Source organism: Streptomyces sp. NPDC016309, assembly GCF_043077235.1.
Lineage (GTDB): Bacteria > Actinomycetota > Actinomycetes > Streptomycetales > Streptomycetaceae > Streptomyces.
Genome location: NZ_JBIBSG010000011.1, coordinates 133,479 through 148,488, shown reverse-complemented (window position 1 = coordinate 148,488; position 15,010 = coordinate 133,479). Strand labels below are relative to the sequence as shown.

Sequence of the window (15,010 nt, the reverse complement as noted above, 5' to 3'; positions counted from 1 at the left end):
CGAGTGGGAGGAAGCGTCGTCGTGAGCAGCAGGCCATCCCGAGGCGCTGCTCGCCTCGCAGCCATACTCGACGCGCTGCCGGACGGGCTCGTACTCGTCAATTGCAACGGCACGGTCGTCAACGCCAACACCATCGCCCTCGAGATGTTCGAGACGCCCGGTACGGCACTGGTCGGGCGCGGGCTGCTGGACCTCCTCCCCGCGTTCGACTCCCGGCTGATCCCCGGCTCGATGCGCCGCCCCGAGGCCGCCGACGCGCGGGGCCGAACCAAGCCGGCGCGGATGGTCGCGCGGCGCACCGACGGGAGCGAGTTCCCGGTCGAGGTGACCAGCGCGAGCCTGGAGGACGGACGCGAGGCGTACGACTCGTACGGCAGTGCCTATACGGGTGACGAGCTGCTGATGCTCGTGGTGCGGGACCTCTCCGGGACGATCGACACCGAGGCGGAGCTCGCCCGCTCCCAGCGGCAGACCGAGATGATCCTGCGCGCCGCCTCCGAGGGCGTCGTGGGCACGGACACCGACGGGCGGATCGTGCTGGTCAACCCGGCCGCCGCCCAGATACTGGGCTGGCGCGCCAGCGACCTGGGCGGCAAGGAACTCCACCCGCTGATGCTGCACTCGCGGGCGGACGGGGAGGCCTTCCCGTTCGAGGAGTCGCCGCTGGCCGACACCTTGCGGTCCGGGCGCAAGCACCGGGTGCGCGGGCAGGTGGTGTGGGCCAAGGACGGTTCGGCGGTGCCGGTCGACCTGACGACCGCGCCGGTACGGGACGGGGACCAGCTCGTCGGCGCGGTGATGACCTTCACCGACCGGCGCCCGTACGAGGAGCAGGAGACCCGGCACGCCGCCGAGGTGACCGGGCTGACCGAGCGGCACACGGCCGAGGTCGCCGACCTCACCGAGCAGCACGCCACCGAGATGGCCGATCTCAGCGAGCGGCTCTCCGTGGAGATCGAGCGGCACGAGGAGCGGTACGCGGCCCTCGCCGCGCGGCACGCCCAGCTCACCGCCGTACTGGGCGGGTCGTTGCGCGGGCCGCTGGAGGAGCTGCGCGGCGAGCTGGGCACGCTGGCCGCCGACCCGGCCGGCCAGCTCTGGCCCGAGGCCAACCAGGTGCTGCACCACCTGGCCGCCGGGTACGCCCGGATGACGACGCTCGTGGACAACGTGCTGGGCTACCAGCGGCTCGACGTCGGCGAGGAGCCGCTGCACAAGACGAAGGTGCTGCTCGACGCGGTGGTCGCCGCCGGTGTCGAGGGCGCGGTGGAGCTGATCGGCCCGGGGCGGGTGCAGTTCGCGGTGCACGCCCCGCCGATCGAGGCCGAGGTGGACGGGGTGCGGATCTCGACCGCGCTCGCCCATCTGATCGCGGACGTCGCCGGGGTCGACTCGACCGGCAAGGCGCGGCTGGTGCCGGGCGGCGGGTACGTCGACTCGACGATCGTCGTGGCGGCGGCGCAGCGCGGGGACGTCGTACGGATCGAGGTGCGCGGGCCGTTCACCGGGGGCGACCCGGTGCACGAGCCGATCGTGCGCGGAATCGTCCGGGCGCACGCGGGCGTGCTCCAGACGCACGAGGTGCCGGGGATGCCCGGCAGCGCCTACGTCCTGGAGGTGCCGCTCGGTGACGGTGCCGGGACGGTGAAGCCGGCGGACCCGGCCCCGGCCGCGGAAGTGGCGTTGGCGGAGCCGCGCGGCACGGGCGCGCCGGAGGCACCGGCCGGCCCCCAGGCGGCGGGTACGCCCGCGCCGGGCGTGCCGTCCGGGGCGGCCCCCTCCGGGGCCCCCGCGGTGGCCCCGCCGGTGGTGCCCGCGCAGACATCGGGCGACACCTCCGGGGGCGGTACGTCCGGGGGCGGTACATCCGGTGGCAGCACCTCGGGCGGTGGGCGGCGACGGGCGCGGCGCGCCTCGACGGACGCCTTCCTGGAGCCGGGCGCGAGCCCCGTGCAGGCCGAGGACCCGGTGGCGGCCAGGCCGACCGGGCGGCGGCGCGGCCGGCCGAGCCCGGCGGAGGCCGGGGCCATGGCCCTGCCGGCCGGCGTCCCCGCCGAGGGCGCGGTGGTGACGGCCGCCGAGAGCGCGCAGGGCCGCCCCGCGCTGGGCGAGACGGTGCCCCCGCAGGGCGTGCCCGCGGACGCGGTGCCGGTACCGCCCGCCGGGCGGCGGGCACGGCGGGCCGGCGAGGGCGGCGCCATGCCGGCGCTCCCGGCGGCCGCGACGCCCGCCGGTGCTCCCGGCGCGGTGCCCGCCCCGGCTCCCGCGGCCGCCGCCGGGGCCGCCGCTCCCGCCACCGACGAGCGGGCCGGGGAACCGGCCGGGGGCCGCCGGGCCCGCCGTGCGCTCGGGTCGGCACAGGACCGCACTCCGCCGGCCCCCGAGGGGGGCGCCCGTACCGCGTTCGCGCTCCCGCCCGCCGAGGCGGACCGGCGCCCCGAGGAGCGCGCCGGCGCACCGGCGCCCGACGGTCACCACGGCACGGCGGCCATCGAGCCGGACGCCGACCACACCCCGGCGCAGCCGCACCCGGTCCAGCCCCCGGCGCCCGCGCCCACGGGGCGTCGCCGGGCGGTCCAGGAGACCGCCACGGGCACCGGGACCGGCACCGGCACCGGGTCCGTACCCCTGCCGCCGGAGGTGCCTTCGGGTGCGCCGGCCGGTGACGAGGCCGCCAACGGGTCCACCCAGGGGCGGGCGTTCAGTGTGCGCACGCTGGGGCAGGGCGTGCCGTTCGCCCAGCAGGTCGCCCAGCAGCAGTCCTCCGGATCCGGGCGGCGCCGCAAGCTGGCCACGCCCCCGGCGGAGGAGCCGGTCGTCCCGCCGGCCACGGCCACGCCGGCCCCGGCGACCCCGGCCCCGACGGCACCCGCGCCCATGGCACCGGCCCCGGCGCCCGCCGCCCCGGCCGCCCAGCCGCAGGGGCGGGCGTACGAGATAGGGGCACCGGACGAGGACGCGGCCGAGGGCCCGGAGCCGCTGGACGGGCCGGGCGGTGCGGTCGAGGTGGCCAACGAGCCCGCCCCGCTGCCCGTGGACGACGAACTGCCCCCCGAACCGCTGGACAACCCGCGGCGCCTGCTGGTCTGGCCCGCGCCGGACGTCTCCACCCAGGAGGCGCTCAGCGAGCGGGGCTACCGGCCCGTGATCGTGCACTCCCGCGAGGAGGTGGACGCGCAGATCGCCGCGTTCCCGGCGGCGCTGTTCGTCGACCCGCTGACCGGGCCGATCACCCGCACGGCGCTCCAGTCGCTGCGTCAGGCGGCGGTGGCCGCCGAGGTGCCGGTGCTGCTGGCGGCGGGACTGGGCCAGGCGACGCGGGAGGCGGCGTACGGCGCCGATCCGGCCGTACTGCTCAAGGCCCTGGCGCCCCGGGACAGTGAACAGCACCCGTCGCGGGTCCTGCTGATCGAGGAGCAGGAGGAGATCGCGCTGGCCCTGACGGCGACGCTGGAGCGGCGCGGCATGCAGGTGGCGCGGGCGGCCACGGACAGCGAGGCGGTCACGCTGGCCGCGCAGACCCGGCCCAACCTGGTGGTGATGGACCTGATGCAGGTGCGCCGTCGGCGGGCCGGGATCATCGACTGGCTGCGGGCGAACGGGCAGCTGAACCGTACGCCGCTGGTCGTCTACACCTCCGCGAGCCTCCAGCAGGCGGAGTTGCCGAAGCTGTCGTCGGGCGAGACGGTGCTGTTCCTGGCGGAGCGGTCGACGAGCGCCGAGGTGCAGTCGCGGATCGTGGACCTGCTGGCGAAGATCGGTACGAACTGACGCGGGAGGGGCGCCCCGGAAAGGGCGCCCCTCGTCGCTCGTGCGTAGCGTGTGACGTCGTCAGAGCTCCGTCACGTCGTCAGGGCTCCGTCACGCCGTCAGAGCTCCGTGACGTCCAGCTCGCCGTTGGCGTACTGCTTGCGGATCACCTTCTTGTCGAACTTGCCCACGCTGGTCTTCGGCACCGCCGGGACGATCGCCCAGCGCTCCGGGAGCTGCCACTTGGCGATGGACTCGGCGAGGAAGGCGCGCAGCGTCCCGTAGTCGGCGGTGGCGCCCTCGGTGAGGACCACCGTCGCCAGCGGCCGTTCGCCCCACTTGTCGTCGGGGACGGCGACGACCGCCGCCTCGGCCACCTCCGGGTGGGCCATCAGGGCGTTCTCCAGCTCCACGGAGGAGATCCACTCGCCGCCCGACTTGATGACGTCCTTGGCCCGGTCGGTGAGGGTGAGGTAGCCGTCCGGGCTGATCACGCCGACGTCGCCGGTCTTCAGCCAGCCGTCCTCGGTGAACTTGTCCCCGGGCCGGAGGGGTTCGCCGGCCGCGCCGCCGTAGTACGCGCCCGCGATCCACGGACCGCGGACCTCCAGCTCGCCCGCCGACTCGCCGTCCCAGGGCAGGAAGTCGCCACCGGGCCCGGCGAGACGAGCCTCGACGCCGGCCGGGAAGCGGCCCTGGGTGATGCGGTACGGCCACTCCTCCTCGGCCGAGAGGCCGGCGGGCGGGTTGGACATGGTGCCGAGCGGGGACGTCTCCGTCATGCCCCAGGCGTGGCAGAGGCGTACGCCGAGCTTGTCGTAGGCCTCCATGAGGGAGGGCGGACAGGCGGCGCCGCCGATGGTGACGGTGGCCATCGAGGAGAGGTCGCGGGGGTGGGCGGTGACCTCGGCGAGCAGACCCTGCCAGATGGTGGGGACGGCCGCCGCGTGGGTGGGCCTCTCGCGCTCGATCATCTCGGCGAGCGGGGCGGGCTGGAGGAAGCGGTCGGGCATCAGCATGTTGACGCCAGTCATGAACGTGGCGTGGGGCAGGCCCCAGGCGTTCACGTGGAACTGGGGGACGACCACCAGGGTGGTGTCCTTGTCGGTCAGGCCCATCGACTCGGCCATGTTCACCTGCATGGAGTGCAGGTAGATGGAGCGGTGGGAGTAGACGACGCCCTTGGGGTCGCCGGTGGTGCCGGAGGTGTAGCACATGGCGGCGGCGGCGCGCTCGTCCAGCTCGGGCCAGTCGAAGGTGGCCGGGTGGCGGGCGATGAGCTCCTCGTACTCGTGGACGGTGGCCGCCGCGTCGTCCAGGAGGGACCGGTCGCCGGGGCCGGAGACCACGATGTGCTCGATCGTCGGCAGGTGCGGGAGCAGCGGGGCGAGGAGGGGGAGGAGGCTGCCGTTGACGAGGACGACCCGGTCGGCGGCGTGGTTGACGATCCAGACGAGCTGCTCGGCGGGCAGGCGGAGGTTCAGGGTGTGCAGGACCGCGCCCATGGACGGGATGGCCAGGTAGGCCTCCACGTGCTCGGCGTTGTTCCACATCAGGGTGGCGACCCGTTCGTCGCCGGTGACGCCCAGTTCGTCGCGGAGCGCTCCGGCGAGCCGGGTGGCCCGGGCGCCGGTCTCGGCGAAGGTGCGGCGGTGCGGTTCGGGCTCGCCCGTCCAGGTGGTGATCAGGGACCGCCCGTGGATCGTCATCCCGTGGCGGAGGATGCGGGTCACAGTCAGCGGTACGTCCTGCATGGTGCTCAGCACGGCGTCCTCCCGTTGGGCGCGTGGCATCGAAGGTGTGCAGATTCTGCGCACATACCACGCGGTATGTCACTACCCGGGAGTACATCCGCCTCGGTCGATCACCGGACGGGGGCGAGCTCGGGGTCCTCACGGAGCTTGCCGAGCGCCCGTGAGACGGCGCTCTTGACCGTGCCGACGGACACCCCGAGGAGCTCCGCCGTCTGGGCCTCGCTGAGGTCCTCGTAGTACCGGAGCACGACCATGGCCCGCTGGCGGTCGGGCAGCCGCGTCACCGCCCGCCACATCGCGTCGCGCAGCGCCTGCTGCTCCGCCGGGTCGGGCCCGGCCGGCCCGAGCGGCTCGGGCGGCTCGTCGCACGCGAACTCGTCGACCTTGCGCTTGCGCCACTGCGAGGTACGGGTGTTCAGCAGCGCCCGGCGTACGTAGCCGTCGAGCGCCCGGTGGTCCTCGATGCGCCCCCAGGCGACGTACGTCTTGGCGAGGGCGGTCTGCAACAGGTCCTCGGCGTCGCACGGGTTGGCCGTCAGCGACCGGGCCGTACGCAGCAGCACGGGCCCCCGGGCCCGTACGTACGACGAGAACGACGGGTAGGAGGCGTGTCCGGTGGCGGCGGTGGAGGCCCCGGTGCAGACGGTGCCGGCGGTCGCGGTCATGGGAACCACGCTATGAGCGGGTACCGCCCCGGGGGATCGCCCAGAGGTGCCGACCGGGGGTCCGCCTCAGGTTGTAGGGCGGTGGGCCGCCGCACCTCCTGGAGGTGGAGGCGCGGCCCGCCGGCTCAGGGTCGGCCGGCCCGGCGCCGACCGTCGGTTCACCGCCGGGCGGCAGGGCGCGGGCGGGACCGGGGCACGACGACGGCCCGCGCGCCGGTACCGGAGCACCGCCGCGCGGGCCGTCGCCCACCTCGTCCCCTTGTCCCCCGGGCCGGTCCTACCAGACGGTGAAGCCCACCGCCGGGACGGCGGGAGCGGTACGGATGCCTGTCATGTGTCCTCCCTCGACCAGGCGCCGACTGCGGCCTGTTCTCGACGTCGTGGCCCAAGAACTGCCCACCGGATCCCCGGCGAACCCGCCCGGAAGGGATCTTTCCCCCGCAAGCGTGAGGAGAGGCCGGTAAACGTCCCGCGGCATCGGCGCACGGGCGACGCCGCGGGACACCCTCTGGCCAGACTCGAACGGACGTACGAAAATGAGTGCATGGCCGCTCCCTACCGGCGCACCGCCACCCTGGCCCTGGCCCACGCGCTGTCCGCCGCCGAGCGCGGACTGCCCGTCTTCCCGCTGTCCCCCCACAAGCTCCCGGCCCTGCCGTCCCCGCACCGCGGCGCCCCCGCATCCACGCCCGCGCCCGCCTCCGCCTCCGTGCCCGCCTCCGCACCGGCCCCCGGGGCGGGCCCCTGCCGCGGCGAGTGCGGCCGGCCCGGGCACGGTGTGCACGACGCGACCACCGACCCCGCGGCCGTCCGCGCCCTGTTCGCCCTCGCACCCTGGGCCACCGGCTACGGCATCGCCTGCGGGTGCCCGCCCCACCACCTGATCGGCGTCGACCTCGACACCGAGCCGGCCGTCCTCGGGCGTCTCGCCCGGGCGCACGGCTTCACCGTCCCGGAGACCGTCACGGTCCTCACCCCGAGCGGCGGCCGCCACCTCTGGCTGACCGCCCCGCCCGGCGTCACGGTGCCGAACTCGGCCGGCCGCCTCGCCCCCGGCATCGACATCCGCGGCCACGGCGGCTACCTGGCCGGCCCCGGTTCGGTCACCGCGCGCGGCGCCTACCGCCTGGTCCCCGGCACGGCGGCGCTCGGCCCGGCCCCCTGCCCGCCGGCCCTCCTCCGCCTCCTGACGCCCCCGCCCCGGTCACCGTCACCGCCCCGGTCACCCTCACCGCCGCCGGCCCGCGCCCGGCGCCCGGGGGCGTCGCGCGGCGAGGCCCTGGTCCACTTCGTGGCGGCCGCGCGCGAGGGCGAACGCAACGCCCGGCTGTTCTGGGCGGCTTGCCGGGCGTACGAGGACGGCATCGGCGACGCCCTCGCGGACGCCCTCACCGATGCCGCCGCGCACACGGGGCTCACCGCCCGGGAGGCGCGCGCCACCATCGCCTCGGCGGCCCGCCTCACGGCGCCGCGAGGAGCAGATGGACCGCGAGCGCGATGATCAGCGCGCTGGAGGCGAGGGCGGTGACGAGCCGGCCCCGGCTGCCGGTCAGCGCCCGGCCGAGCAGGGCTCCGCCACCGGCCAGCAGCACCTGCCAGCTCGCGGACGCCAGGAAGGCGGCGAGCACGAACACGCTCTGTTCGAGCGGTTCCGGGGAGCCGGTGGCGCGGCTGCCGAGCACCAGGGCGGCGAAGTAGATCACGGTCATGGGGTTGAGCAGCGTGATCCCGAGGAGCGCCAGGTAGGCCCGCCACGGGCCGACCGGCGCCTCGTCCTCCCGCGCCGCCGTCCGCCGGCCGCGGTACTGCCCGAGCGCGACGGCGCCGCTCCGTACCGCCAGCACCACGAGCACCACGGCCGACGCCCACCGGAGGGGCACGACGACCGGTGCGACGAGTGGCGCCAGTGCCGACCCGCCGCCCGTGGCGACCAGCGCGTACAGCCCGTCGGCGGTCGCCACCCCGAGCGCGGCGGCGACCCCGACCCGCAACGAGGTCCGCGCGGTGAGTGCCACCAGATAAGCCCCGACGGCCCCCACCGGTACGGCGATCCCGTACCCGGCGAGCGCCCCCGCGACCAGGGCCCCGATCACGCGCGCACGGAAGCCGGCTCCCGCCAGGGCCCGCGCCGCTGCTGCTGCTCGCGCACCGGTCGGTCGGTGGAGGGCGGCGGCAGGAGACGCGTCAGGGAAGTCATGCCCCCGATGCTGAGGCCGCCCGGCCCGCCCGGGCAACGCATTTACGCCACGCGGTACGGCGACACCCGGCCCCCTCTTTCCGCTCCGGAAAATCTCCACTTGCCATGTTGGAAACCAACCCCTAGTGTTTCCAACATGGAAACCAACGGGGATGTCGTCCGACCGACCGCCGAGCAGGCCCTTGCCGCCCTGGCCGAAACCGAGCGCGTCAGCGCGAGCACCGCGGCCGTGTCCGCCACACCGTGGCCGCGCTGGTTCGTCGCCGTGCTCACGCTGTACGTGGCCGCGATACCACCGGTCTACGGGGGCACGCTGGCCGACCACGACTGGCTGCTGTCGCGGTCCGTCTGGAGCATCGTCATGACGGTGATGACGGCGGTGTTCCTGGCGCTGTTCGCCGTCGCGGCCTCCGCCTGGCGCCGCCGGACCGGCGTGGCGCTCCGCTTCGACGTCCTGCCCAAGCGAGCCACCGTGCCGCTGGTGGCCGGCCTGCCCGTCGTCCTCATCGGCTCGGCCTTCGTCTTCCGCGCGACCCACCAGCCGCTGTGGCTCCTCGCTGCGTCCGTCATCGGCGCGACGGTGTCGGTCGCCTTCCACCTCGTCTTCGTCCGCCTGCACCGGAAGGCCTCATGAGCGACGCCACCGCCGACCCCATGGACGGCTTCGACGCCACCATCCACGCCCCCAACCGCCTGCGCATCTGCGCGCTCCTGGACACCGCCGGCGAGGCCGAGTTCGCCACCGTGCAGGGCCGGCTCGGCGTCTCCGCCTCCGTCCTCAGCAAACACGTCACGGTGCTGGTCGACGCCGGGTACGTCGAGCAGCGCAAGGCCGTGCGCGACACCCGCCAACGCGTCTGGCTCCGCCTCACCCGCCCCGGCCGCGACGCCTACCACGCCCACCTCGCCGCCCTCCGCGCCATCGTCGACCCCTGACCCGACGGCACGGCCGACCGCGGACCGACCCCGACCGGCCGGACACCGAAAGCCGAGACACCGGAACGCCGAAGGGGCGCCCCTCGTGAGGGGCGCCCCTTCGTTGCCTGGCGCCTTCACCTTGTCATCGAGACCTGGCTGCGCTGTCGGAACGAGGCAGCAGAACGATGGAGCTCTCGGGCAGCGGCGACAACGCCGCAGTGACTACGGTCCGGTGACGTAGAGGAGCTCTCCGCCTTTGCCGTAGACAGCAGCCCGCACCGTGGTCTCAGCGTTGTCTTCCCATCCAGCGAACGTCTCGGCAACCGTCTGGGCCGGGGCCTTCTCGGTGTGATCGGTCACCACGAAGCCGAGCTCGCCCGGAGTGTTCCAGTCTCCCCACACCATGGACACATGACCGATGACCGCATTGCGCTGTTCCTCATTGCCCCGCTCCGACACCCAGGCCGTGAACGACTCAGCCTCAGAGACCGCCCTGCCTTCGTTCTGCACAGTGGGAAGCTGCGGCGGGGCGATCTTGTCCCCTTTCGGCGCCTCTTCCCAAAGCCCGCACCCAGACAGCAGCACAGGGACCAGGATCAGCGGGAGGATCCTCTTCACTCGCAAATGGGTCTCCTTACCATGCATACGGGCCCCGCAGCGCACAACGCGGGGCCCGAGGTTACGGGGTCGTTCGAGTTCCTGTCCCGCATACGACCCCGAAGGGTCGACGAGGTAGCGGTTTCTCAACTCCAGTGAGCCAGATCTTGGTCGGTCCGCAATCACTGGGCACCAACGCGACAGGGGCGAGCACAGTGAGACACGCCGAATGCGAGAAGGGGCGCCCCTCGTGAGGGGCGCCCCTTCCTGGCCGGTACGCGGTCCGGCGTGCTGCGGTGGGTGTGGGATTTGAACCCACGGTGACTCGCGCCACGACGGTTTTCAAGACCGTTCCCTTAGGCCGCTCGGGCAACCCACCCTCGCCCCGCGGCACCTGCCGCGGAGCGGGCTACAGCCTACCGGTTGGGGGTGGGTGACGGGCCGGTCAGGGAGGGGACTCGGCCCAGACGGCGGGGCCGCCGCCCTGCCAGTGGATCAGACCGCTGGTGGCCACGTCGTCCGCGCCCAGCTCCAGGCCCACGGCACCGAGCAGGTCGACCAGGTCGGCGACGCTGTGGGCGAGGCCGAGGGGGCGGCCTTCGGCGTGGACGCTGCGGCCGCCGGTGGGGTTCGGCGGGGAGACGGTCACGGGCGGCGGCTGTGCGGTCATGCACTCACTGTGGCCCGGGGCCCGGCTCCCGGCACGCCGGGGGCCGGAAGCGGGTGACGGGCGCGGGCCCGGGCTCCGGATCCGGACCGGCTCCGGCCCGGCTCCGGCGCGGGGCCGAGACGTCGCGGCCCCGGGGGTTCGTCAGCCGTCGCCCTTGCGCTGCCCGAGGGTGACGTCGACCGTCGCCGTCCTGCCGCCGCGCTCGTAGGTCAGGGTGACCTTGTCGCCGGGCTTGTGGGTCCAGATCTCGCTGATCAGCGTCGGGCCGCTGTCGATCGTGCGGTTGCCGAACTTGATGATCACGTCACCCGGCTTGAGGCCCGCCTTCGCCGCGGGGCCGTCCGGCACGACCGCCGGGGTGCCGCCCTCGCCCTGGGCGGCGATACGGGCGCCCTCGCCCTCCTCGGCCATGTTCACCGTCGCGCCGATCACCGGGTAGACCGGCTTGCCCGTCTTGATGAGCTGGTCGGCGACGCTCTTGGCCTGGTTGACCGGGATGGCGAAGCCCAGGCCGATGGAGCCCGCCTGGGACTGGCCGAGACCGCCGCTCCCGGCCGACTGGATCGCGGAGTTGATGCCGATCACCGCGCCGCGCGCGTCCAGGAGCGGGCCGCCGGAGTTGCCCGGGTTGATCGAGGCGTCCGTCTGGAGGGCGCTCATGTACGAGTTGCGGCCGGCGCCGCTGCCGTCGCCGGACGCGACCGGGCGGTTCTTGGCGCTGATGATGCCGGTGGTGACGGTGTTGGAGAGCCCGAACGGGGCGCCGATCGCGATCGTCGAGTCGCCGACGGCCACCTTGTCGGAGTTGCCCAGCGCGAGCGGGGCGAGCCCCGAGGGGGCGTTCTTGAGCTTCAGCACGGCGACGTCGTAGCCCTCGGCGCGGCCGACGACCTCGGCGTCGTACTTCTTGCCGTTGGAGAACGTCGCGGAGAGGGTGCCGCCCTCCGCCGCGGAGGCGACCACATGGTTGTTGGTGAGGATGTGGCCCTCCTCGTCGTACACGAACCCGGTGCCGGTGCCGCCCTCACCTGCGGAGCCGCCCGACTTGGCCTCGATGGTGACGACGCTCGGCAGGGCCTTGTTCGCCACCGCGGCGACCGTGCCCGGTTCCCGCTTGAAGTCGGCCGGGGCCTCGCCCGCGGCGACGGTCGTCGAGCTGCCGGCGCCGTCGCCCCGCTCGGCCGCCCAGTAGCCGATGCCTCCGCCGATGCCGCCCGCGACGAGGGCGGCGGCCAGGACGGCGGCGACCAGCCCGCCGCCGGAACGTTTGTGCGGCGGCTCGGCGGCCGGCGGCAGAGGCGCGTCCCAGACCGGAGGAGGCGGCGGGGCCGCCCAGCCCGCACCGGCCGGCGGGACCGGGGACGGCCCGGGAGCCGGGGCGTGCCCGGGAGCCGGGGCGTGCGCGGGTGCCGGGGCGTGCCCGGGAGCCGGCGGAGGCGTGCGGGGCGGTTCCGGCGCCGCTGCCGGCGTCTCGCGGGTGCTCTCCGCCGGCGCGGACGACGAGGGCGGCACCGGAGGTGTGGACGGGGCGGAGGGAACGGACGGGTCCGTGTTTCCCTCGTTCTCAGTGCTCACGGCTCGGTCTCCTCTGGGTTCCACGTCGTCGGGGGTCACACGTGTCTGCGGACAGCCTTTCCCACAGCCCGTCAGGCCACTGTAAGCCGGAGCTGTGCATCTTCGGGTCATCCTTTATTCACGACAAATCGGATGCCTGTCGAAGAGGGCCGAACAGCGGTGGCACCATGACGCGGTGACCCACGCACGGCAGCACACGATCCAGGTCGTCGCCCACCGGGGCGCCTCCGAGGACGCGCCCGAGCACACCCTGGCCGCGTACATGAAGGCGATCGAGGACGGCGCCGACGCCCTCGAATGCGACGTACGCCTCACCGCCGACGGCCACCTGGTCTGCGTCCACGACCGCCGCGTCAACCGCACCTCCAACGGCCGGGGCGCCGTCTCCACCCTGGAGCTGGCCGATCTGGCCGCGCTGGACTTCGGCGCCTGGAAGGACCCGAACGAGAGCCCGGACTGGGGCGACCCCGAGTACACCTCCGTCCTGACCCTGGAACGGCTGCTCGCGCTCGTGGCCGACGCCGGACGGCGCATCGAGCTGGCGATCGAGACCAAGCACCCCACCCGCTGGGCCGGCCAGGTCGAGGCGCGGCTGGTGGAGCTGCTGGAGCGGTACGGGCTGGCCCGGCCGCGGACCGGGACCACCACGCCGGTACGGGTCATGAGCTTCTCCGCCCGCTCCCTGCACCGGGTGACCGCGGCGGCGCCCGCCGTCCCGACCGTGTACCTGATGCAGTTCGTCACCCCGCGGGTGCGGGACGGCCGGCTGCCCGCCGGGTCGCGGATCGCCGGCCCCTCCATCCGGATCGTCCGCAACAACCCCGGCTACATCGCCCGGCTCCACCGGGCCGGGCACCGCGTCCACGTCTGGACGGTCAACGAGCCAGAGGACGTGGAGCTGTGCGCCCGGCTCGGTGTGGACGCGATCATCACCAACCGCCCCAAACAGGTCCTGTCCCAACTGGGCCGCCTGTAACTCCCGTTACCCGGAGTGCTCCGGCGCGTCCGCTCCGTGTCCACCCGTACCGCGTGCGTCACCACACACCGGTCGGCCGGTTTCCGGTCCAGTCCATTGGGGCATTCACACCGTGGCGTGGGGCGAAGGAGGTCTCGGGGGTGGCGTTGGTGGTGGCACAGCAGGTGCCCACGTCGTCGAGCATGGCCGTACCCCATGGCCCTGCGGGCGTGGGTGAGGCGAGGCACCGCATGCGGGAGCAGCTCCGCAGCGGCGGTGTGGCCGACACGGTCGTCGACGATGCCGTACTGGTCCTGTCCGAACTGCTCAGCAATTCCTGCCGGCACGGCAGACCGCTGGGCCACGGGGTGGAGGTCGGTGACGGCGACGTCCGCGCCGCCTGGCGCGTCGACGAACGCGGCGCGCTGACCGTCGAGGTGACGGACGGCGGTGGTCCGACCCGACCGGTTCCGTCGACGCCCTCGGTGACCGCGCGCGGCGGCCGGGGGCTCAACATCATCAGCGCGCTGGCGCAGGACTGGGGCGTACGGGACGGCGCGGCCGGCGAGGTGACCGTGTGGGTGGTCCTCACGGGGGGCCACCGGCGCGACGACTTCGCTACGCGCGTCACCGCTCCGGGCTTCGACTTCCTGGACGTGTACGGGGTGTACGACGCCTACGAGGACGCCGACTGACCCCGGGCGCCGGGGAGTCGGGGGACGACGGACCCCGCGCGGTCGTTCCCGGTGCGCGCCCCGGCGGGGGCCGCGCGATGACGGGGAGCGCGCCGCCGGGCGGCTAGGCTCGCGGCCGGTACAGCAGTGCCGCACCGCCGTCACGGGAGAAGTCAGAACCATGGGCAAGAAGCGTCCCCAGACCAAGGCCGGGAAGCAGCGAGCGACCGATGTGGAGATCCCGGTCGTCGGGGCCCGCGAACCCTGCCCGTGCGGCTCGGGCCGCCGCTACAAGGCCTGTCACGGGCGGGCGGCCGCGCACGCGGTGACCGAGCTGGTCCAGCGCCCCTTCGAGGGCCTGCCCGGCGAGTGCGACTGGGTCGCCCTGCGCGAGCTGGTGCCCGCCGCGACCGCGCCGCTGCACCTCAAGGGCGGCCTGCCCGAGGGTGTGCCCTCCGTGACGCTCGCGACCGTGCTGCCCATGGCGTGGCCGGCGCTGCGCCGCGACGACGGCTCCGTCCTGCTCGCGCTGCAGAACGACACCTCCTCCGGCGACCTGAGCCGCGACCTGGCCGACACGCTCCAGCGGGCGCTGGACGCCCGGCCGGGCACGCCGGTCACCGCCGACCGCGTACCGGCGGACGGGCCGCGCCTCCAGGACCTGCTGGACGCGGACGCCGCCTTCGAGCCGGTGGTCCACGCGGGCTTCGAGTTCTGGGTGCCGGACTCGGAGCAGAGCGCCTCGCCGGAGGTGGCCGCCTCCCTGGAGCGGGCCAACGCCGCCGCGATCCCGACCGTCAAGCTGTCCGGCGTGGACGCCGCCTACTGGTGCGAGACGCCCGAGAAGAACCACCTGCGCTGGGTCATGCCGCACGCCGAGGAGCGGCTGCTGGACGCGCTGGCCCGGCTGCACGCCGCCGGCACGTCCTCGCTCGGCGAGGGCACCCGGCTCGTCGGGTCGTTCCGGGCGCACGGGCTGGTGGTCCCGGTGTGGGACCTTCCGACGGGCATGGGCGCCAAGGAGTGCGAGCGGCCGGCCGCCGAGTTCGCCGAGCGGCTGGCGGGCGCGCTCGCCGTCGACGCGCCGCTGACGGCGGAGGAGCGGCGGGCGCGCGGTGGTCTCACCAACCGCCAGGTGACGCTGAGCTGATCTTCGCGAGGACCCGACATCCCGACCGGTCGGTGACTTCCGCCACAACGAACCCGTACTGAGGCGTAAATCGCTGTCCGAATAACTGAGATCGAATTTGCGAAC

General features: G+C 74.5%; 13 protein-coding genes and 1 tRNA gene. 7 read left to right on the top strand and 7 right to left on the bottom strand.

Annotation, left to right across the window (positions count from 1 at the left end; genetic code table 11):
- Window positions 1-21 precede the first annotated feature (21 nt).
- On the top strand, window positions 22-3,771 hold the full coding sequence (locus ACF068_RS26490) for a PAS domain-containing protein (RefSeq protein WP_392276806.1): 3,750 nt from the start codon (window positions 22-24) through the stop codon (window positions 3,769-3,771).
- A gap of 98 nt (window positions 3,772-3,869) precedes the next feature.
- Here ACF068_RS26490 and ACF068_RS26485 read toward each other — a convergent pair whose 3' ends face one another.
- Together ACF068_RS26485 and ACF068_RS26480 are read right to left on the bottom strand one after the other, a co-directional pair.
- Window positions 3,870-5,516: a long-chain fatty acid--CoA ligase gene (locus ACF068_RS26485; protein ID WP_392276884.1), complete on the bottom strand. Its 1,647-nt coding sequence runs from the start codon at window positions 5,514-5,516 to the stop codon at window positions 3,870-3,872.
- A 98-nt stretch (window positions 5,517-5,614) separates the two neighbouring features.
- Complete coding sequence (locus ACF068_RS26480; RefSeq protein WP_392276805.1) at window positions 5,615-6,169, bottom strand: SigE family RNA polymerase sigma factor; 555 nt, start codon at window positions 6,167-6,169, stop codon at window positions 5,615-5,617.
- A 544-nt stretch (window positions 6,170-6,713) separates the two neighbouring features.
- Here ACF068_RS26480 and ACF068_RS26475 point away from each other — a divergent pair.
- The gene (locus ACF068_RS26475; RefSeq protein WP_392276804.1) at window positions 6,714-7,670 is read left to right on the top strand and encodes a bifunctional DNA primase/polymerase; all 957 of its coding nucleotides are present in this window, start codon (window positions 6,714-6,716) and stop codon (window positions 7,668-7,670) included.
- Here the strand turns inward: ACF068_RS26475 and ACF068_RS26470 are convergent.
- Window positions 7,630-8,262, bottom strand: a complete 633-nt coding sequence (locus ACF068_RS26470) for a LysE family transporter (RefSeq protein ID WP_392276803.1) — start codon at window positions 8,260-8,262, stop codon at window positions 7,630-7,632. The two genes, ACF068_RS26475 and ACF068_RS26470, sit on opposite strands and share 41 nt — an antisense overlap.
- A gap of 240 nt (window positions 8,263-8,502) precedes the next feature.
- Here ACF068_RS26470 and ACF068_RS26465 point away from each other — a divergent pair, with 240 nt between their 5' ends.
- Window positions 8,503-9,000: a hypothetical protein gene (locus tag ACF068_RS26465; protein WP_392276802.1), complete on the top strand. Its 498-nt coding sequence runs from the start codon at window positions 8,503-8,505 to the stop codon at window positions 8,998-9,000.
- Window positions 8,997-9,302, top strand: coding sequence for a transcriptional regulator (locus ACF068_RS26460; RefSeq protein ID WP_392276801.1), 306 nt, complete (start codon window positions 8,997-8,999; stop codon window positions 9,300-9,302). Before ACF068_RS26465 ends, ACF068_RS26460 begins: the two co-directional genes overlap by 4 nt.
- 204 nt (window positions 9,303-9,506) lie before the next feature.
- On the opposite strand, the gene ACF068_RS26455 is transcribed toward ACF068_RS26460, so the two are convergent.
- The 4 genes from ACF068_RS26455 to ACF068_RS26440 form a co-directional block, all read right to left on the bottom strand.
- Window positions 9,507-9,902 (bottom strand): hypothetical protein, encoded by a 396-nt coding sequence (locus tag ACF068_RS26455; RefSeq protein ID WP_392276800.1) that lies wholly within the window; start codon window positions 9,900-9,902, stop codon window positions 9,507-9,509.
- 273 nt (window positions 9,903-10,175) lie between these two features.
- A tRNA-Ser gene (locus ACF068_RS26450) sits at window positions 10,176-10,260 on the bottom strand.
- 66 nt (window positions 10,261-10,326) lie between these two features.
- Window positions 10,327-10,551, bottom strand: a complete 225-nt coding sequence (locus ACF068_RS26445) for a hypothetical protein (protein ID WP_392276799.1) — start codon at window positions 10,549-10,551, stop codon at window positions 10,327-10,329.
- Between the two features lie 141 nt (window positions 10,552-10,692).
- Window positions 10,693-12,126: a S1C family serine protease gene (locus ACF068_RS26440; protein ID WP_392276798.1), complete on the bottom strand. Its 1,434-nt coding sequence runs from the start codon at window positions 12,124-12,126 to the stop codon at window positions 10,693-10,695.
- Window positions 12,127-12,301: 175 nt separating this feature from the next.
- Between ACF068_RS26440 and ACF068_RS26435 the strand changes: the two genes are divergently transcribed.
- The 3 genes from ACF068_RS26435 to ACF068_RS26425 all read left to right on the top strand — a co-directional run bounded on the left by ACF068_RS26435 (window position 12,302) and on the right by ACF068_RS26425 (window position 14,905).
- Window positions 12,302-13,102, top strand: a complete 801-nt coding sequence (locus tag ACF068_RS26435) for a glycerophosphodiester phosphodiesterase (RefSeq protein WP_392276797.1) — start codon at window positions 12,302-12,304, stop codon at window positions 13,100-13,102.
- 53 nt (window positions 13,103-13,155) lie between these two features.
- The gene (locus ACF068_RS26430; RefSeq protein ID WP_392276796.1) at window positions 13,156-13,776 is read left to right on the top strand and encodes an ATP-binding protein; all 621 of its coding nucleotides are present in this window, start codon (window positions 13,156-13,158) and stop codon (window positions 13,774-13,776) included.
- Window positions 13,777-13,936: 160 nt separating this feature from the next.
- Window positions 13,937-14,905 (top strand): DUF5926 family protein, encoded by a 969-nt coding sequence (locus ACF068_RS26425; RefSeq protein WP_392276795.1) that lies wholly within the window; start codon window positions 13,937-13,939, stop codon window positions 14,903-14,905.
- Window positions 14,906-15,010: the final 105 nt, after the last annotated feature.